Origin of the sequence: Dyella koreensis, assembly GCF_044904565.1 — a bacterium.
Taxonomy (GTDB): domain Bacteria; phylum Pseudomonadota; class Gammaproteobacteria; order Xanthomonadales; family Rhodanobacteraceae; genus Dyella_D; species Dyella_D koreensis.
Map to the genome: position 1 here is coordinate 119986 of NZ_JADIKD010000006.1, position 17792 is coordinate 137777.

At 62.9% G+C, this 17792-nt stretch carries 15 protein-coding genes; 2 read left to right on the forward strand and 13 right to left on the reverse strand.

What is annotated here, in order from left to right; all coding sequences use genetic code 11:
* The first annotated feature begins 32 nt into the window (after positions 1-32).
* Positions 33-1229: a CaiB/BaiF CoA transferase family protein gene (locus tag ISS97_RS02465; protein ID WP_379984768.1), complete on the forward strand. Its 1197-nt coding sequence runs from the start codon at positions 33-35 to the stop codon at positions 1227-1229.
* Positions 1230-1318: 89 nt separating this feature from the next.
* Here ISS97_RS02465 and ISS97_RS02470 read toward each other — a convergent pair whose 3' ends face one another.
* From ISS97_RS02470 to ISS97_RS02510, 9 genes are all read right to left on the reverse strand, one after another.
* The gene (locus tag ISS97_RS02470) at positions 1319-1645 is read right to left on the reverse strand and encodes a Txe/YoeB family addiction module toxin (RefSeq protein WP_379984769.1); all 327 of its coding nucleotides are present in this window, start codon (positions 1643-1645) and stop codon (positions 1319-1321) included.
* A complete protein-coding gene (locus ISS97_RS02475) occupies positions 1646-2056 on the reverse strand; it encodes a type II toxin-antitoxin system Phd/YefM family antitoxin (RefSeq protein WP_379984770.1) in 411 nt (136 codons plus the stop codon). It lies immediately after the preceding gene.
* A gap of 183 nt (positions 2057-2239) precedes the next feature.
* The gene (locus ISS97_RS02480) at positions 2240-3658 is read right to left on the reverse strand and encodes a sugar porter family MFS transporter (RefSeq protein ID WP_379984771.1); all 1419 of its coding nucleotides are present in this window, start codon (positions 3656-3658) and stop codon (positions 2240-2242) included.
* Between the two features lie 56 nt (positions 3659-3714).
* Positions 3715-4557, reverse strand: a complete 843-nt coding sequence (locus ISS97_RS02485; protein ID WP_379985005.1) for an SMP-30/gluconolactonase/LRE family protein — start codon at positions 4555-4557, stop codon at positions 3715-3717.
* A gap of 50 nt (positions 4558-4607) precedes the next feature.
* Positions 4608-5372: an SDR family NAD(P)-dependent oxidoreductase gene (locus ISS97_RS02490; RefSeq protein WP_379984773.1), complete on the reverse strand. Its 765-nt coding sequence runs from the start codon at positions 5370-5372 to the stop codon at positions 4608-4610.
* 4 nt (positions 5373-5376) lie between these two features.
* Positions 5377-6525, reverse strand: a complete 1149-nt coding sequence (gene dgoD, locus ISS97_RS02495) for a galactonate dehydratase (protein WP_379984774.1) — start codon at positions 6523-6525, stop codon at positions 5377-5379.
* On the reverse strand, positions 6522-7157 hold the full coding sequence (locus tag ISS97_RS02500) for a 2-dehydro-3-deoxy-6-phosphogalactonate aldolase (protein WP_379984775.1): 636 nt from the start codon (positions 7155-7157) through the stop codon (positions 6522-6524). Before ISS97_RS02500 ends, dgoD begins: the two co-directional genes overlap by 4 nt.
* On the reverse strand, positions 7154-8089 hold the full coding sequence (locus tag ISS97_RS02505) for a 2-dehydro-3-deoxygalactonokinase (protein ID WP_379984776.1): 936 nt from the start codon (positions 8087-8089) through the stop codon (positions 7154-7156). The genes ISS97_RS02500 and ISS97_RS02505 overlap by 4 nt, the downstream gene beginning before the upstream one ends.
* On the reverse strand, positions 8086-8811 hold the full coding sequence (locus ISS97_RS02510) for a FadR/GntR family transcriptional regulator (protein ID WP_379984777.1): 726 nt from the start codon (positions 8809-8811) through the stop codon (positions 8086-8088). Before ISS97_RS02510 ends, ISS97_RS02505 begins: the two co-directional genes overlap by 4 nt.
* Positions 8812-9098: 287 nt before the next feature.
* On the opposite strand from ISS97_RS02510, the gene ISS97_RS02515 reads away from it, so the two are divergent.
* On the forward strand, positions 9099-10202 hold the full coding sequence (locus tag ISS97_RS02515; protein WP_379984778.1) for an aldose epimerase family protein: 1104 nt from the start codon (positions 9099-9101) through the stop codon (positions 10200-10202).
* Between the two features lie 54 nt (positions 10203-10256).
* Here the strand turns inward: ISS97_RS02515 and ISS97_RS02520 are convergent, their stop codons facing one another.
* From ISS97_RS02520 to ISS97_RS02535, 4 genes are all read right to left on the reverse strand, one after another.
* Entirely contained in the window at positions 10257-11462 is a 1206-nt protein-coding gene (locus tag ISS97_RS02520; RefSeq protein ID WP_379984779.1) for an alpha-galactosidase, read from the reverse strand.
* Between the two features lie 86 nt (positions 11463-11548).
* Positions 11549-13306 carry a glycoside hydrolase family 35 protein gene (locus ISS97_RS02525; RefSeq protein WP_379984780.1) on the reverse strand — a complete coding sequence of 586 codons (1758 nt, stop codon included), beginning with the start codon at positions 13304-13306 and terminating at the stop codon, positions 11549-11551.
* Positions 13307-13448: 142 nt separating this feature from the next.
* A complete protein-coding gene (locus ISS97_RS02530) occupies positions 13449-16277 on the reverse strand; it encodes a TonB-dependent receptor (RefSeq protein ID WP_379984781.1) in 2829 nt (942 codons plus the stop codon).
* 568 nt (positions 16278-16845) lie between these two features.
* Complete coding sequence (locus tag ISS97_RS02535; RefSeq protein WP_379984782.1) at positions 16846-17730, reverse strand: LysR family transcriptional regulator; 885 nt, start codon at positions 17728-17730, stop codon at positions 16846-16848.
* Positions 17731-17792 lie beyond the last annotated feature (62 nt).

Here is a 17792-nt window from a genome sequence, read left to right on the forward strand (position 1 = left end):
TTGGGTTTTGGAGTTCTGCGGAAGCACGGCGTATGGAAAGCATTCCACCTGATGCGGCGGTGACGCCGGTTTCGCGGGGGCCGCTGGATGGCATCCGCGTGCTTGATCTGAGTGCCTATATCGCAGGGCCTTATGGGTGCACGTTGCTGGCGGATCAGGGCGCGGATGTGGTCAAGATCGAGCCGCCGGGCGGGGATAATCTGCGGCAGTATCCGTCGACGCTGCCTAGCGAGAGTCGTGCGTTTCTCGGGGTGAATCGCAGCAAGCGCGGGATGGTGCTGGATCTGAAGAACGCCAGCGATCACGCGACGCTGCTCAGGCTGGTACGTGAGGCGGATGTGCTGGTGCATAACTTCCGGCCAAGCGTGCCCAAGCGGCTGGGAATCGATTTCGATTCGCTGAGTGTGATCAATCCGCGTCTGATCTATTGCGCGGTGACGGGTTATGGCGAGACCGGACCGATGAAGGACAAGGCCGGCTATGACCAGGTGCTGCAGACCATGACCGGCATGTGCGCGCTGCAAGGCAAGCGCGGTGGTCCGCCGGAAATCATCTATGGCTCGGTCGTGGATTACTACACCGCGGCTTTGCTCGCGGCCGGCGTGTCGTCCGCGCTGTTCGAGCGCGAGCGCAGCGGGCTGGGGCAGTTCGTAGGCGTGTCGCTGCTGCGCAGTGCGTTGACCATGCAGTCGGCGCGGTTGATCTGGGCCGATGGCGAGTCGCTGGATATCGGGCGCGATATGCGCTCAGGCGGCGTCACCGGCATCCATCCCACCCTGGACGGCTATATCTATATCTCCGCCAACACGCCCCATTTTTGGCGCGCGTTGTGCGAGAAGACCGGCTTGCAGGCGTTGGCCGCCGATGAGCGCTACGACAGCGTGCGCAAGCGCGCAGAACACGCGGCAGAGATCCTGCCGAAGCTGCATGATGCACTCGCTGCGCGCAGCGCGATGGATTGGGAAAGCCTGTTCGGCGACGAAGTGCCCTGCGCCGCCGCCCGCCGTATCGAGGACATGTTCGAGCATCCGCAGGTGCTGGCCGAAGGCATCGTCGACACCCTGGAACACCCCACCGTGGGCCAGTATCACGGCGTCGCGCAGTCGATCAAGTTCGGACGGACGCCAGGGCCGAAGCCGTTTGCAGCGCCGATGCTGGGGCAGCATACGGATGCGGTGAAGGCTGAAGTGGCTGGGGCTGGAGAAGAGCACAACAAGAAGCGCAGCTAAGTGGCGTATCCCGTTCGTCGGGAACGTTAGTCGTTCTTCACGGGCTGGTATTCGCTCTTGCCGCCATAGTGCCTCGATACTTCGTCGGCTTATTTCTTCTCGTAGTGAAAGCGAGCCTGAGCGATCTGGATCACGGTGATCTTCCCTGGCTTCGCCTGTCCCTTGCTTGGCTTATCCATGTCGAACAGCCGGTAGACCAGGCGATGTTCGATGGTGATGCGGCGTGACCACCATCCTGCCCAATTGGCCTTGAGCGGTTCGGGTTTGCCCAGGCCTGCCCAAGGATTTCGTCGTATGTCTGCAATCAGGTGATTGATGGTTTCGATTTTCTTGGGGTCGTTGGCTTGCCAGTAGAGGTAGTCCTCCCAGCTTTGGCCCATCCACCAAAGGTCATCCCTTTCCTTTTGAATCGCCATTTACGCGCCTTTCCTCCCGCGCGGCTTGGTTGTTGCCGTCTTGGGTGGGCGAGGGACTTTGTAGCTATCCGCGCGACTCTTGCTCTCCTGCACCATCATCGCTTTCCGCGGGCCGCTTTTCTTGGCGATCTTTACGGTGGGCATGCTTGCGTTGCCCGCTGGCCCCAGGATTCGCGCACCGGTCGGCAGTGACGCCTCGGCCTCAGCCATCGCGGTGTGCAGGCGCTCTGCGTTGGCCGGGTTACCAAACAGATACAGGGTTTCCTGGATGGAGTTGTAGTCGCTCACCGACATCACCACGGCATCTTCGGCGTCACGACGCTTGATGAGGGTGATGGCATGATCCGATGCCACGTTGTCGAGCACCTCTTTGAGGTTGCTCCGGGCATCGCTGAAATTGATGGTGCGCATGGCCAGCTTTCCTACTTGTACATGTTTAAGTACAAGTAAAGTGTAGCCCATGCCTCGAGCCCCCAACAAGCAAGCGCCATTCAGTCCAGCAACGGGTTTGTGTGCCGCGGGAGGCTCTTAAAAGAACCGTCTTACGAATCCCAGAAGCCTGTGAACAGGCTCCTGGAACCGTTTCCTGTTCGCTCAGCGACCGATTTCGCGCAACCGCTTGCCCGCCATCAGCTTGCTCTCGATCTGCTCCAGCGTCACACCCTTGGTCTCCGGCACCAGCCAGTACGTCAGCACAATGAACACCAGGTTGAGGCCGGCGTAGAGCCAGAAGGTGGCGGCGTTGCCGATGCCGTGCAGCAGGCTGAGGAAGGTGGCGCCGACGATCATGTTGGCGATCCAGTTGGTGAAGGTGGAGCAGCCGATGCCGAAGTCGCGGCCTTTCAGCGGCTGCACTTCCGAGCACAGGGTCCACACCAGCGGACCGGCGGACATGGCGAAGCCGACAATGAAGACCAGAAGCATGGCGACGGTGAACAACTGCTCGACGTGCGAGGTGATGCCCAGGTGCATCATCGCGCCGACGACGCCCAGGCCCAGCGCCATCACTACGAAGCCGATGTACAGAATCGGCTTGCGGCCCAGGCGGTCGACCAGGCCGATGGCGATGAAGGTGGCGAGCACATTGGTGAGACCCACGATGGCGGTAAACCACAGCTGCGCGTGGGTGTCGTAACCCATGTTCTCGAAGATGCGCGGCGCGTAGTACATCACTACGTTCATGCCGGTGAACTGCTGCATGAGTTGCAGCAGTACGCCCAGGCCTACCGAACGGCGGAAGTTGGAATTCTCGAGAAACAGGTGCCAGCCGCGCTGGGGCGTCTTCAGTTGCTCAGCGATGTCGGTCATTTCGCGATGCGCCACGCTCTCATCGCCGCGCAGGCGGATCAGCACGTCATGCGCGTCACGTTCGCGGCCGCGCATCATCAGCCAGCGCGGGCTGTCGGGCAGGAAGAACACACCGAGCAGGAACAGCGCGCCGGGAATCGCGATGACGCCGAGCATCCAGCGCCAGCTACCGGTGTAGCTGAAGGCAGTGTCGGAGAGGAACGCGACCAGGATGCCGATGGTGATCATCAGCTGGTACAGCGAGATCATCGCGCCGCGGATATGTTCCGGCGCTACTTCGGCCAGATACAGCGGCGCGGTGAAGGTGGCGATGCCGATGGCCAGGCCCAGGATCAGGCGTGCGGCGATCAGGGCTTCCGGCGACCAGGCCCAGCCGCACAGCAGCGAGCCGAGCACGAACAGTACTGCGCCGAGAATCAGCGAGCGCTTACGGCCCAGCGCGGCGGACATCCAACTGGCACCGAGCGCGCCGATTGCCGCGCCGAGCATCATGCTGCTCACGATCCACTCGATCATGTGATCGGTGATCTGGAATTCCTTCTGGATGAACTGGCTGGCGCCGGAGATCACGCCGATATCCAGGCCAAACATCAGGCCGGCGAGCGCGGCGAGGATGCAGGTGAATACGGCGGTGGCGCGCGAGGCCGCCGCCGGTATCGGCACGGCGGAGGATGGGGCGGCGGTCGTCGGAGTAACAGTATTCATGGATGGATTCCTGCGTTCGCTGAGGACGGATCGGCCGCGTGGCCTCCCGTGTCCGGCTATCCGTGGTGAGGCGGTGAACCGGCAAAGCGTGGTTCGCGCAGGCCCGCCACAGGGGCGGCCAGGGCGAACAGCGCACCGGCATGAGGGTCGTCGGCAAGTTGGGTCGCGGTAAGGCCGTCACGCGCGCTGGTGACGTAAAGCGTTTTCAAGTCGGGGCCACCAAAGGCCGGACGCGTCGGCTGGCGGGCCGGCAGGTCGAGCACCAGATCTTCCGTACCGTCGGGCAGGTAGCGCACCACGCGGTGCATGCCCCATTGCGCATTCCATAGCGCACCCTCCGCGTCGACCGCCGAGCCATCGGGCTCACCGGCGATCCCATCGAGATCGACGAACACGCGCGGCTCACCGAGCCGGTCGCCGTAGTCGCAGCAGAGAATCTTGCGGGCCAGCGAATCGCAGAAATACATGCGATCGCTGGCCGGACTGAAAGCGATGCTGTTGCTGATGGCCACGCCGGGCAGCGGCAGCTTCTCCAGCCGCAGGTCGGCATGCAGTCGGTAGAAGCCGCCAACGGGCTGTTTCGCGCCCACCGCGGGTTCGTGCAACGTGCCGAACACGAAGCGGCCCTGGCGATCGCAGGCGCCATCGTTGGCGCGCGTGGATAGGCCGGGCTCGATCGCGTGCAGCGGTATCAGCCGTTGTTGATCAAGCTGGAAGAACGCCAGTTGCGACGCGAGTGCCAGCAGCAGCCATCCCTCGGCTTTGCACAACGCGAACGAGGCCAGCCGTTCGGGCATGCGCCAGTGCGTGACGCTTCCATCCGCCGGGTGCAGCCGCCACAGCGTGCTGCCGGCGATATCGGTCCAGTACACCGCCTGTTCGCGCTCGTCCCACAGCACACCCTCGCCGAGGAGGTGCGGATGCGCATGGGCAACGCGAACCGCCAGACTCATACCCAGCCACCATCGACGATGAAGTCCTGCCCGGTGCACATGCGGCTGTCGTCGGCGGCAAGGAACAGCGCGGCGCGCGCCAGATCCGAAGCGTCGAGATAGCCCGGCAGGCACTGCATGCGCTTGATCGAGGCTTCGCCTTCGGCATCCAGCCATAGCTGGCGCTGTTTCTCGGTAATCACCCAGCCCGGCACCAGACAGTTGATGCGGATGCGATGCGCACCAAGCTCGCGCGCCATGCCGTTGACGAAACCATGGATGCCCGCCTTGGCCATCGCGTAAAGCGGATAGCCGGCGTTCTTCTGCATCCAGCCGGTGGAACCCATGCAGATGATCGAGCCGCCGCCCAATGAGCGCATGTCAGGGATCACCGCCTGGGTGGCGAAAACCTGATGACGCAAGTTCACCGCGATGTTGCGCTCGAACAGCGCCTCATCCGCATCGGCAAGCGAGTGGCGCACATCGTTGGCCGCGTTGTTGACCAGCACCGAGAACGGTCCGGTCGCCTCGCGCAGCGTATTGATCGCAGCCTGCAAGGCATCGAGGTCCGTGATATCGCAGTGTTCGTACACCGGTGCATGCGCCACGCCGCCAAGCTGCGCCATCAAGGCATGCGCGGAAGCATCGTCGCGATCCAGAAAGCCAACCCTCGCACCCTGCTTCGCAAAGTGCTCAACAAGCGACGCGCCGATGCCGCTGGCGCCGCCGGTGATCAGCACGTTGCGGTCGGCAAGGCTCGGATAGCTGGCAAAGACGGTCATCGCCTCACCACTCCGCCACGCTGCCGTCGGCGTGGCGCCACAGCGGGTTGCGCCAGCGATGGCCGACGGCGGCGCGTTCGGCGACATACGCCTCGTTGACTTCGACGCCAAGACCCGGGCCACCAGGAATGGTCACGTAGCCATCCTGGTAAGCGAACACGCTGCGGTCGGTGACGTAATCGAGCAGGTCGTTGGCAGCGTTGTAGTGAATGCCCAGGCTCTGTTCCTGGATGAAGGCGTTGTGGCAGACCGCATCGATCTGCAGGTTGGCGGCCAGCGCGATGGGGCCCAGCGGACAGTGCAGCGCCAGCGCCACATCGTAGGCTTCGGCCATCGCCGCGATCTTGCGCGTCTCGGTAATGCCGCCGGAGTGCGAAGGGTCGGGCTGGATGATGTCGACACCGCCGGTCTGCAACAGGCGCTTGAAGTCGTAGCGCGAATACATGCGTTCGCCGAGCGCGATGGGCGCGGGCGAGATCGCCGCCAGCTCGGGAATCGCCTCGAGGTGTTCGGACAGCACCGGCTCCTCGATAAACATCAGCTTGTACGGCGCCAGCTCGCGCATCAGCACCTTGGCCATCGGCTTGTGCACGCGGCCGTGGAAATCCACGCCAAGGCCGATATGCGGGCCGACCGCATCGCGCACGGCCTGCACGTTTTCGAGTACGCGCTCGACCTTGTCGTAGGAGTCGACGAAGTGCATCTCCTCCGTGCCATTCATCTTGACCGCGGTGAAGCCGCGCGCCACCGCCTCGCGTGCGGCCTTCGCGGTGTCCGCCGGTCGGTCGCCGCCGATCCACGAGTACACGCGGATGCGATCGCGCACCGGGCCGCCGAGCAACACATGCGTCGGCACGCCGAGGTGTTTGCCCTTGATGTCCCATAGCGCCTGGTCGATGCCGGCGATGGCACTCATCAGGATCGGGCCGCCGCGATAGAAACCGCCGCGGTACATCACGCTCCACAGATCCTCGATCGGACTCGGGTCCTTGCCGATCAGGTAGTCGGAGAGTTCATCGACCGCCGCCGCTACCGTTTGCGCGCGGCCCTCCACGACGGGTTCGCCCCAGCCGACGATGCCGCTGTCGGTCTCGATGCGCACAAAACACCAGCGCGGCGGTACCAGAAAGGTTTTGATGCTCGTGATCTTCATGCACTCGTTCCTGGATGTGCGAGTTCTTGCCAGCTGGTAGCGAAAGCACGTGCGCGTTCCGCTGTATCGGCGACGCTACGGCCCGGTGCGAAAAGTGCAGAGCCGATGCCGAAACCGCGCGCACCGGCGGCGACATAAGGGCCCATGTTGTCCGGCGTGATACCGCCGACCGGGAGCAAGGCGAGCTCCGGTGGCAGCACGGCGCGCCAGGCTTTGACGACCGCCGGCGGAATCGCCTCGGCGGGGAAAATCTTCAACGCATCCGCACCGGCGTGCAGCGCGGCGAACGCTTCGGTCGGCGTCGACACACCCGGTACGCAATACAGGCCGGCGCGCTTGGCTTCGGCGATCACCGCGGTATCCGCATGCGGCATGACGATCAGGCGGCCACCGGCCTCGGCGACTTCATGCACCTTCGCCGTCGACAACACAGTGCCGGCGCCAACCAGGCAGCGATCGCCAAAGGCGTCGGCAAGCAAGCGAATACTTTCCAGCGGCCGTGGCGAATTCAACGGCACTTCGAGTATGCGAAAACCGGCGTCGACAATCGCCCCGCCGATCTCCACGGCCTGATCGGGATGCAGGCCGCGCAGGATGGCGACGAGAGGAAGGGGTTGCAGCCATTGGTTCATGGCGTAGGAACTCTTGCGGATGCGTGATCGATCAGGCCGGCCGCCGTGGCGACCTGCCACAAGCCCTGCGCGGTAGTGTTCTCCGGTGCCGGGCGCAGACGCAGGCCGAACACGCCAGCGGCATCGGCATAGCGCTGGCACAGTGCCGCCGAGCCCACCATCTGCACCGGCAAAGCCGCGTCGGCCCAGCCGGCGGCGATGGCGGCGCGCAACTCGTCGCCAATCAACAGGCCGGAGAGATAGGAAGGCACAGCGTCGGATGTCAGTGCGCCATCAAGCATCAGTGCGCGCGCGGAAAACAGATTGGAGAGCCCGCCCGCGGCGCCGCTGTCACGCGCGGCATGGACGCCTTGCTGGAAAGCGGTGTCGTCATGCGCGGCTTCCGCCGATGCGCCACCTAGAATGGAGTGGCGACTCAGCAGGCTATACAGCTCGCCGGTCATCATGGTGGCGAAGCCGGTGACCACGCCTTCCGTAATGCGCACCCACTTGCTATGCGTGCCGGGCAGCAGCAGCGTGCCGCTCCACGGCATATCAGCATGCTGAGCCAGCACGCCGACGATCTGGGTTTCCTCGCCGCGCATCACATCCGGCCGCTCCGGATCGCGCAGGCCGGAGATCAGATGCAGCGTGCGTCCATCGGGTAACGACAGCGGCGTCAGCGCGTGCGCGAGCCGGGACACATCGGCGGGCGTATCCAGATAAGGTGTCTCGCGCCAGCCGTTGCGGCTGCCGACCATGCCACAGGTGATGACTGGCGCGTTGGGCCAGCCAGCGGTGGCTTCATCGAACGCCTGGGCGAAACCACCGGAAGGCAGCTGGCGGATGCCGTACGACAAGGCCCGATGCTCAAGCACGGCACCCGCTTCGCCGTAGCGATAAGCGCGCAGATGCGTCGTGCCCCAGTCCAGGCCGATCAAGCGAGTCGTCACGCGTGCGCCTTCTTTCGCACGCGGCTGCGATTGTTCTGCAGGTTCGACTGGGAGTCCGCGATCATGGCCAGCATGGCCTTGCGCGCGACTTCCGGCTGCTTGCGGCGAATGGCCTCCAGTACCTTCTGGTGATGCGGCAGCGAATACTTGAAGTTGCTCGCAGTGCGTGCGGATAGCACGAAGAACGTACCAAGGGCGCTCTCGACCACTGAGAACAGTGACGACATCAGTTCGTTGCCGGTAGCTTGAAGCACGGCATCGTGGAACTGCAGATCCGCTTCCGCCCACGCATCGAGCGTCTGCGCCGCATCCATCGCCTTATAGGCCGTTTCGATATCGGCCAGCTGTTCCGCCGTGCGACGGCGCGCGGCGGAAGCCGCTGCAGCGGGTTCGATGATCTCGCGCATCTCCACCAGTTTGTCGACGAAATCGTCGGTGGGCATCGACGCGCAGCGCCAGGTCAATACATCGGAGTCGAGCTGATTCCAGAAGCGCTCTTCAAGTACGCGCGCGCCTACGCCGGCGCGCGATTCGATCAGTCCTTTGGCGGAAAGCACCTTCATGGCTTCGCGCAAAGCAGTGCGGCTGACTTGCAGATTTTCGGCAAGCGTTTCTTCACGTGGCAGGATCTCGCCTGGGCGCACCTTGCCGCTCACGATGCGTTGACCGATCTCTTGCATCACGTGTCCGTACAGATTGCGAACGGTAGTCGGCTTCCTCATGGAATGAGCTTCCTTGTGATGCTGCATGCTGAGAGCGACACGCCCGGCGTGCGTCTTCGCCAAACCGGGCATTTGTCATACAAAAGGACTATAAGTACTTTACTGGGAACTTGCCAGATCCTGCGGACCGCGTTTCGATGGCTCGCGCCGCTTTCGTTTGGTGGATATCGAAAGCAAGAATTTCCGATCTCATGATCAGGCATCCCATCATGTTTCTTTTTAGCAATGTCCTTTATGAAAATGCCCAGAAATGTTGGATCTTCCCGCGGTAAGAAAGGCGATGCGCCATGACGCGATGCGTCACGGCAGATGCCGCTGCCATCGGGCGTGAGATCTTCGGCACCCTTGCCGATGGCACCCCCGTCGAGGCGGTGACGCTGAGCAACCGTCATGGCCTGTGCGCGCGGATCATTGCGCTCGGCGCCACCTTGCAGTCGCTGACCGCGCCGGACCGCGATGGCACGTTGGCAAACATCACGCTCGGCTATGCCTCGCTCGATGGCTATGTGCGCAACCTGCACTACTTCGGCGCCACGGTGGGCCGCTACGCCAACCGTATCGCCCGGGGGCGTTTTGTCCTGGACGGTGAAGCCTGGCAGTTGCCGATCAACAACCCGCCGAACTCGCTGCACGGCGGTACGCACGGTTTCGACAAAGTGGTGTGGATCATCGATGAAGTGAGGCAGGAGAGCGGCAAGTCCAGCGTCGGCCTGAGTCTCGTGAGTCCCGATGGCGATATGGGTTACCCCGGCACACTGAGGGTGACGGCGACCTATACCCTCGACGATAGCAACCGCCTCAGCATCGAGTACGGCGCAACTACCGACAAGTCGACTGTGGTCAACCTGACCCACCATGCTTACTGGAATCTCGCTGGCGAAGGTTCGGGTAGCGCGATGCGTCAGCTCCTCACGATTCCCGCCGATGCCTACTTGCCGGTGAACGACACGCAGATTCCGACGGGCGAGATTCGCGACGTGACCGGCACCGCCTTCGATTTCCGGCAGGGCAAGCCGATCGGCCGTGACATCCGGCGCGGCGATGACCTGCAACTGCGATACGGTCGAGGCTATGACCATAGCTGGGTGATCGGTCGGGCGGCGACGCATGAGCCGCGCATGGTCGCAAAAGTTGAGGATCCCCTGTCCGGCCGCGTGATGACGCTCCTGTCGACCAAGCCGGGCCTGCAGTTTTATTCGGGCAATTTTCTGGATGGAACCAGTGTCGGCACCGGTGGATATGCCTATCGCCAGGGCGATGCGTTCGCGCTGGAGCCGCAGTTCCATCCCGATACGCCGAACCAGCCGGCGTTCGGTTCGGCGCGACTTGCACCTGGGCAGACCTATCGTCATGTGATGGTTTACGAGTTCACCACTCAGCCTGACCGTTGAGCTCTATCGCGCGAGGGGCGTCCATGCCCCTCGCATCGCAGCCTGTGTACGGAGTTACTGCGCCGAGATGCGGTACATGACGGTCGCATGCGGCTCCAGGCGCAGCTTGATCGAGCCATCGCCTTGCGCATCGCTGTGCTTCCACAGATCGCGCATGCGGTACTTGGCCGACGCCTGCAGGCCAAGTTCCTTGGCGCTCACCGCAACGTCCTGCGCAGCATCGGCTTCGTTGAACACCGCAACGGCGCGGCTGCCATCCTTGAGTGGTTTGACGATCACATGGACGCCGTTCGTGTCGCGTACGCGCTTGCCCTGCACGCCCAGCGGATCCTGGTCCACCGCGATCACTTCCTTGTTGAGCAGGATCTCCAGCGCATCAGGCTTGATCTTGCGCAGATCGGTGCCGATCAGCAGCGGCGCGGCCATGATCGACCACAGGCTGAAATGCGAGCGGTATTCCACATCCGTCATGCCGCCATTGCCGACTTCGAGCATGTCCGGATCGTTCCAGTGGCCGGGACCGGCGTACGCATCCAGAACCACGTTCTCCTTGAAGATCTTCAGCATCGAGGCGTAGTTGTCGCTGATGTCGCCGGTGGTGCGCCATGACGATGCGCCGACGGCGGGGTCGGTGGCCCACAGCCACGCTTTGTTCTCACCCCATTCGCACAGGCTGTAGAAGATCGGCTTGCCGGTAGCGCGCAGGGCTTCGCCCATGGCCTTGTAGCGTTCCTTGGCGGGTACTTTTTGGTTATTGCAGTTGTCGTACTTCAGATAGTCCGCGCCTACGGAAGCGAAGTACGCCGCGTCCTGTTTCTCGTGACCGAGCCCGCCGGGAAAGCCGCGGTTGGCCTGATGCGGTTCGCAGGTGTTGGTACCCGCGCTGGAATAGAGGCCAAAGGCGAAGCCGCGCTCGTGGACATAGTCGGCCAGCGCCTTGATGCCGTGCGGAAAACGCTTGAGGTTGGGTTGCAGGTTGCCGTTCTTGTCGCGCTTCCAGTCCGCCCAGCAGTCGTCGAGATTGATGTGGCGATAGCCCGCGTCGCGCAGGCCAGAGCTGATGAGCTTGTCGGCCACCCCGCGGATCATGTCTTCGTTGAATTCATCGCGGCAGTGCGTGGAGTTCCAGTTGTTGAAGCCCATCTGCGGCGTGTCCGCGTTGAACTCCACTTTCTTGGCTTCTTCCGCGCCTGCGGCGGTGGCGAATACACAGGCGGACAGCAAAGCCATACGGACCATCGTTGACAGGGTGGCTTTCATCGAGTCTCTCCAAGCGGCTGCAGTTCAAAGGGGAGGTATGCGTGTGGGTCGGCGCACGGCATGGCGGGTGGTCGGCGAACGTCGCTTCAATGTGCCGTTTCGGTCACCGGGGCATCAAGCACGGGCTGCTTCAGGGTACGCAGGGTGGTGTGGTCCGTGCCGAACATGTCGAACACGACGAGCTGATTGCCCTGGTTCTTGAGCCAGGCACCGGGCACGTACAAGGTGCGCTGTGGGCCGATCTTCCAGTTGCGCCCCAGTGGCCGTTTGTTCAACCAGACAAAACCCTTGTTGAGCCCGGCGGTGTCGAGGAACGTATCCGCCGATGCATGACCTGCCGCCGGCGCGTTGAAGCTACCCCGGTAAAAGCATGGACCATGCAGGCACGGCTTGTTGCTGTAAGCGAAGCCATCGACGTGGGTGAGCGGCAGTGAGTAGATCTTCCAGTCGCGCAGGGTTTCGCCGCGCAGCGCGACCTCGCCCAGGATGCCTTTGCGCTCGTTAAGCATTTCCGTACTGAAATTGATACGGCCGGTGTTCTCGACCAGGATGTCCAGGGTGTCGCCCTTGGCGACCTTTATCGCCAGCGTGTCCTGCTTCAGGCGGCGATCCAACGTGCCGGCCAGCACCTGGTTCACGTACACCGCGGCGTAGTCGTGCAGCCCATGAATCACCAGGTCGCCGGGCCGATCGGCGGGGATGACTTTCCGATACAGGATGTAGCCGTAGGCTTGATCGAGATCTTCCATGGCGCGTGGCTCGGGCGCGTTGACCGGCGCAGGCAGGTTGTCCCAGAGCGAGGCCGATTCGCCGAGCTTGATGCCATCGATCGCCTGCGTCGCGGGCGTCGCCGGCATGGCCGGTGGCTTGACCCCGGTGGCGTCGGCGATGGCTTTGCGCATGGCCAAATATTTCGGCGTCGGCCGGCCGCTTTCATTCAACGGCGCGTCGTAGTCGTAGCTGGTGACGTCGGGCTGATAGCTCTCCTTGTCCCAGTTGGCGCCGTTCATCCAGCCGAACGAAGTGCCGCCATGGAACATGTACAGATTGACGGAGTAGCCCTGCTTGAGCATCCACGACAGCTCGTCGGCCTCGCGTTTTGCATCGAGGGCTTGGTGGGGCGCGCCCCAGTGATCGAACCAGCCGGCCCAATACTCGCCCGCCATGTACGGCCCTTCCGGCCGGCGCTTCACAAACTCGGCGAATTTCTTCTCGGCGTTGCCCGTGCCGAAGTTGATCACCTGGAGCTGATCAGTCAGTCCGTTCTTGCCGGGATCGGTATTGTCCGAGGTAAACAGCAGCGACTTGTCGAAGCCGCTCCGCACGAGTAGCTGCCGAATCCCGTCGAGATAGGCGTGATCATCGCCGAAGCTCGCGTACTCGTTCTCTACCTGCACCGCGATGATGTTGCCGCCGTTGGCAAGCTGCAGCGGCGCGAGTTCCTGCCCGAGGCGATGCAGCCAGCGCTCCGCTGGCTGCATGAACGCCGGATCGAGCGAACGGAGCTTGGCGGGTTTGTCCTTCAGCAACCAGGCGGGCAAACCACCGAGCTCCCATTCCGAGCACACGTAGGGACCCGGGCGGAGGATGACGTACAAGCCCTCCTTCTGTGCCTCGCGGATGAACTCGGCAACGTCGTTCTGGCCTGAAAAGTCATACGTGCCCGGCGTGGTTTCGTGCGCGTTCCAGAACACATACGTGGTGATGGTGTTGAGCCCCATCGCCTTCGCCATCTTAAGGCGCGCCGGCCAGTACTCGCGGGGGATGCGCGGGTAATGCATTTCTCCGGAAATGATCCGGAACGGTTTGCCGTCAAGCATGAAGCTGCCGTGGTCTATGCGCATGGCGTGCCCGCCGGTGCCGATGGGGGGCGTTTCGGCAAAGCCGGCGGTGCACGCGAATGCGAGGGAAAGGCTGGCTGCTGCATGCAGCAGCCGTCGCTTCAGGGGGAGGGATATCACGGAGATGGCAACACTCATGAAGGGATTACCAGGAAGCCCGGATGCCGGCGGACAGCGTCCTGCCGTTGATTTCCGCATACGACGGCCGGTTCAGATAGACCTGGTACTTGGAGACTTTCTCGCGCGTCAGGTTGGTGGCATCGAAGAACAGCGACACGTTGTCCATCAGCTTGTAGCTGGCGCTCATGTCCAACTGGCCGTAGGCCTTGACCGTGGTGGGCTGGCTTTCGTCGCCGGAGATGGTTTCCAGATAAGCGTCGCGCCAGTTGTAGGCGAGGCGCACCTGGAACGGACCCTTCTCGTAGTAGCCGCTGACGTTGGCGGAGTCGCCAATGCCAGGTACTGCGAACTTGCCGCCGACACCGACGTCGTTCGACTTGGCGGAGGCGCTGCTGGTGACGTGGGTGTAGTTGGCGGAAGCACCCAGGCCGTCAAACGGCGCAGGCAACCAAGTGAACTGATAGGTGGCGGCGGCTTCCACACCCTTGATGGTCGCCGAGTTCAAATTGATCGGCCGGGTCAGGTCGAAGGGAAAGCCGAGAATCGTGGTCTTGGTGGTGACCAGGGTGGTGAAATTGCTCACCTTCTTCTCGAAACCGCCGATCGCGAGATAGCTGGTGTCCGACAGATACCACTCCAGCCCGAGGTCGTAGTTCTTCGACGTATACGGCTTCAGCTCCGTATTGCCCTCGGTCACGCCCTGCGTCGCCGGACGGAAGTTGTAGCTGGTGGCGGCGGAGAGATTGCTGAGATCCGGGCGCGTGACGGTCTTCGACACCGCGGCGCGGAAGATGATGTCGTCGCGCAGGCTCCACTTGAAGTTGGCCGAAGGCAGCCAGTTGGAATAACTGCCGGTCGCCGATACGGGTGCCAGCGAGCCATAGGTCGGAATGGCATTGCTGGTGTCGTTCGGGTTGATCGTGATGGCTTCCAGCGGCACCGAGTAGGCACGCGAGGTGGTATCGGTCTTGCTGTAGCGCAGGCCGACTTCCAGTGTCCACGGCTTGGCCATCAGGTTGCCCTGGAAGTTGGCCTTGCCGTACGCGGACTTGGTGCGTTCCTCGACCTGGCTGTAGCTGCTCGCATCCGGCCGGGCCGTGAAGCCGCCGCCGTTCGCGGCCAGCTTGGCAGCGAAGGCGGCGGCGTTGGGTAGCTGGTTATAGGCGGCGGGGCTCGCCAGATAAGCCAGCAGTTTGGGGACGTCGTAGGTGAGCCATTGGGTGGGGTAGCCAGGGGAGATGCCATCGACCATCGTGCCCGCGTTATAGATGCGCGCGTTGATGGCGCTGCCGGGAATCGCAGCGACGTAACCGCAGTACTCACCGCACAGCAGGCTGTTCGGCGAACGCCAGGTCACCTCGGTCTTGGTGCGCTTCAGGCCTTCCACGCCGAAATCGAGCTGGGCCAGCACGCCATCGGTGAAGCTTTTGCCGAGATGCAGCTTGCTCTGCAGGATGCGGTCGCTGACATTCGGCGACTCACCGCCGAGCGAGCAGCAATGCGCGCGCAGGTTCGACGTATCGGTGGTCGAGATGAGGTTGCTGTAGCTCGGCAACTGCGACGAGCCGTTGTTGGTCCACACCGGATTGACGCCGACGTTGCGGGTACCGACCACGAAGAAATAGCCATTGGCCGATTCTTTGTTCCAGGCCCGCGACACCGCCGTATCCCAATCGATCACGGTGGAGTTGTTGATCTGGTAGGCAATGTTGAGGCCGGTCTGCTCGTTGTAGGCGTTGCGCGGGTTGCTTTCCTCGATGTAGTCGTTCGCCAGCACGCCAGTGTTGCCGCGCGTGTAGCTCAGCGCGGTGCCATTGCCGTCGGCGGTGAGCGCCTGCACGTCGCTGGTGTTCATGTACGAACCGAACGCGTGGTACTTCGAGTCGATCTTGTAGTTCGAGATCATCGTGTCGAGCTTGACCGTCAGATTCTCGATCGGCTTCCAGTCGATAGCGCCGCTGATGCCGCGCCGGGTGCGGGTCTGCATGTAATCCGAGCCGGACAGCGTTTGCGGCAAGGCGATGTTCGTATAGGCGGGATTGATCTGGCTGTAGTTGAGGCCCGTGATCCAGCCCGAGGTGTTCATGGACTGCTCGCGGTGATCACGCCGGTCATACATGCCCGCGATCAGCCAGCCGAAGGTGCCGTCCGCGTTGGTATTGCTCAACAGCACCGAGGCACGCGGCGTGATGCCGCCGGTGGGCGATGCTTTCAGGCTATCGTTGACGCCGGCCACGCTGGCCGAGACATGGAAGCCTTTCAGGTCCAGCGGACGCGCGGTGATGATGTTGACGGTGCCGCCGATGCCGCCTTCAGCCACGTCCGCCGATGCGGTTTTCCGCACCTCGGCGGTGCTGATCAGCTGCGAAGGCAGGATGTCGAAGTTGAACGCGCGGTCCGTCGCGTCCGTGGCCATGGTGCGGCCGTTGAGCAGCACGTTGACGAAATCGGGGCCGAAGCCGCGCACGGTGATGCGGCTGGATTCGCCACCGCCGCGATCCACGGCGACACCCGGCACGCGCTGCAAGGCGTCGGCCACGTTGGGATCGGGAAACTTGCCGGCCTCTTCCGCCGAGACCGCATCCACCACACCGGTCGCGTCCTGCTTGATCGCTTGCGCGCGACGAATGGAGGCGAGCTGGCCGGTGACGCTGACGCCGTTCAACTGCACCACTTCCTTGCCGTCTTTCTTTTCCTTGGCCGGGTCGGCGGCCGTCCCTTGGCTGGCCGCCGGTGCGGTGGCCGATGCGTTTGCATCTTGGGCGTATGCGTTGTTGCCCGTCGCTACGCAGGCGATGACCGTAGCCACAAACAGCGCCTGATGGATCGAACCCGCCAGAATATGTCGTTGCATTCCAAGCCTCTTTAGATTTGTCGGCTGCACGAATAAGTCGTTTGAACGATCACTTGCATCGCGGCACGGCCAAACGGCACGCGGTACCGTTCGGGTGCGGCGAGTTGAAGCAGCGCCGGAGGCGCCATCGGTTCATCGATTGCCCTGCTAGCCGGCTCCAGACTGGAAGCGGCCGACTGTTCCCCTCAACAGTCAGTTAATCATACAAATATGATGTACGGACGAATGATTGGATTGTCCGGATCGATAGATCAAGCTGCGCCGCAACATCGGCGTAACGCGTGCGTGGGGGTGTGACGGCAGCTTTGCTCGTCACCGCGCAGATGGCTGAGCGCTCGTGCGATGGTTTTTCATCGCTTCGTTCGAGACGCTTGATGGCTGGCGTGTGGCGCAATCACGCTGGATCACTGGTAGTCGCGGATCGCGCACGTTTCGAATTTCTCGCGCTTACATCGTCGCGTCTGAAGCGCTCAGATCAAGCACATTTGTGAGAGTGCAAAGGATCGAATGAAGCAGCGCGTCTACGCATGGCGCTTCGGGATGCAGCGATGTGCATCGCGCCCAGCTATTAGGCCTTCATCGCATCGATCAGCGCGCGCAATCCGGCCGATACATGGCGGCGATTGGGAAAGTAGAGGAACAGGTTGTCGTCGGCCTCGCACCAGTCTTCCAGGCAGCGTTGCAGGCGGCCGTCGCGCAGATAAGGCGCGGCACGTTCTTCCCATACATAGGCGAGGCCGAGACCGCGCGCCGCGGTGCTGGCCATCAGCTCCTGACTGTCGACGGTGAGCGGGCCATCGACATCCACCTGCAATGACTCGCCATCGCGGGCGAACTCCCACGGCAGCAAGGCGCCGCTGGGAAACGCGTAACGGATGCAGGTGTGCTGATGCAGTTCGTGCGGTGTGCGCGGCATGGGGTGCCCGCGAAAATAATCGGGCGAACCGACGACCGTGAAACGGAATGTCGCGCGGATGCGCACCGCCACCATGTCCTGCGCCAGACGCTCACCGAAGCGGATGCCGGCGTCGAAGCCTTCGGCGACGATATCCACCAGCCGGTCGGTGGCGACCACATCGAGGCGCAGGCCGGGATTGCGCTGCAGTAGCGGCGCAAGCACATCGTCCAGCACGAAGGGCGCGATCGAGTTCGGTACGTTGAGGCGCACCGTGCCGAACGGCGTGTCGCGATAAGCATTGAGCGCATCCATGGCGGAGCGCATGTTGGCGAGCGCAGGCGCCATGCGCTCCGCCAGCATCGCGCCGGCTTCGGTCAGCGAGACACTGCGCGTGGTGCGATGGAACAACCGCACACCGACACGGGCTTCCAGATGACGGATGGCATGGCTCACCGCCGAGGCGGTCGTGCCCCGCTCCGCCGCGGCCTGGCGAAAACTGAGGTGCCTGGCGACGGCGGCGAAGGCCGCCAGTTCGGCGAGTTCGGTGGCATCCATTACTGAATATGACTCAGCAGAGTGTTGTCGATTACTGATCTTATCACCGCAGTGGTGGAGCC

Coding starts and splice junctions, on each gene's coding strand:
- ISS97_RS02465 (WP_379984768.1), top strand. CDS start 33: ATGGAAAGCATTCCACCTGATGCGGCGGTGACGCCGGTTTCGCGGGGG.
- ISS97_RS02470 (WP_379984769.1), bottom strand. CDS start 1,645: ATGGCGATTCAAAAGGAAAGGGATGACCTTTGGTGGATGGGCCAAAGC.
- ISS97_RS02475 (WP_379984770.1), bottom strand. CDS start 2,056: ATGCGCACCATCAATTTCAGCGATGCCCGGAGCAACCTCAAAGAGGTG.
- ISS97_RS02480 (WP_379984771.1), bottom strand. CDS start 3,658: ATGAATACTGTTACTCCGACGACCGCCGCCCCATCCTCCGCCGTGCCG.
- ISS97_RS02490 (WP_379984773.1), bottom strand. CDS start 5,372: ATGACCGTCTTTGCCAGCTATCCGAGCCTTGCCGACCGCAACGTGCTG.
- dgoD (WP_379984774.1), bottom strand. CDS start 6,525: ATGAAGATCACGAGCATCAAAACCTTTCTGGTACCGCCGCGCTGGTGT.
- ISS97_RS02500 (WP_379984775.1), bottom strand. CDS start 7,157: ATGAACCAATGGCTGCAACCCCTTCCTCTCGTCGCCATCCTGCGCGGC.
- ISS97_RS02510 (WP_379984777.1), bottom strand. CDS start 8,811: ATGAGGAAGCCGACTACCGTTCGCAATCTGTACGGACACGTGATGCAA.
- ISS97_RS02515 (WP_379984778.1), top strand. CDS start 9,099: ATGACGCGATGCGTCACGGCAGATGCCGCTGCCATCGGGCGTGAGATC.
- ISS97_RS02520 (WP_379984779.1), bottom strand. CDS start 11,462: ATGAAAGCCACCCTGTCAACGATGGTCCGTATGGCTTTGCTGTCCGCC.
- ISS97_RS02525 (WP_379984780.1), bottom strand. CDS start 13,306: ATGCGCATAGACCACGGCAGCTTCATGCTTGACGGCAAACCGTTCCGG.
- ISS97_RS02530 (WP_379984781.1), bottom strand. CDS start 16,277: ATGCAACGACATATTCTGGCGGGTTCGATCCATCAGGCGCTGTTTGTG.
- ISS97_RS02535 (WP_379984782.1), bottom strand. CDS start 17,730: ATGGATGCCACCGAACTCGCCGAACTGGCGGCCTTCGCCGCCGTCGCC.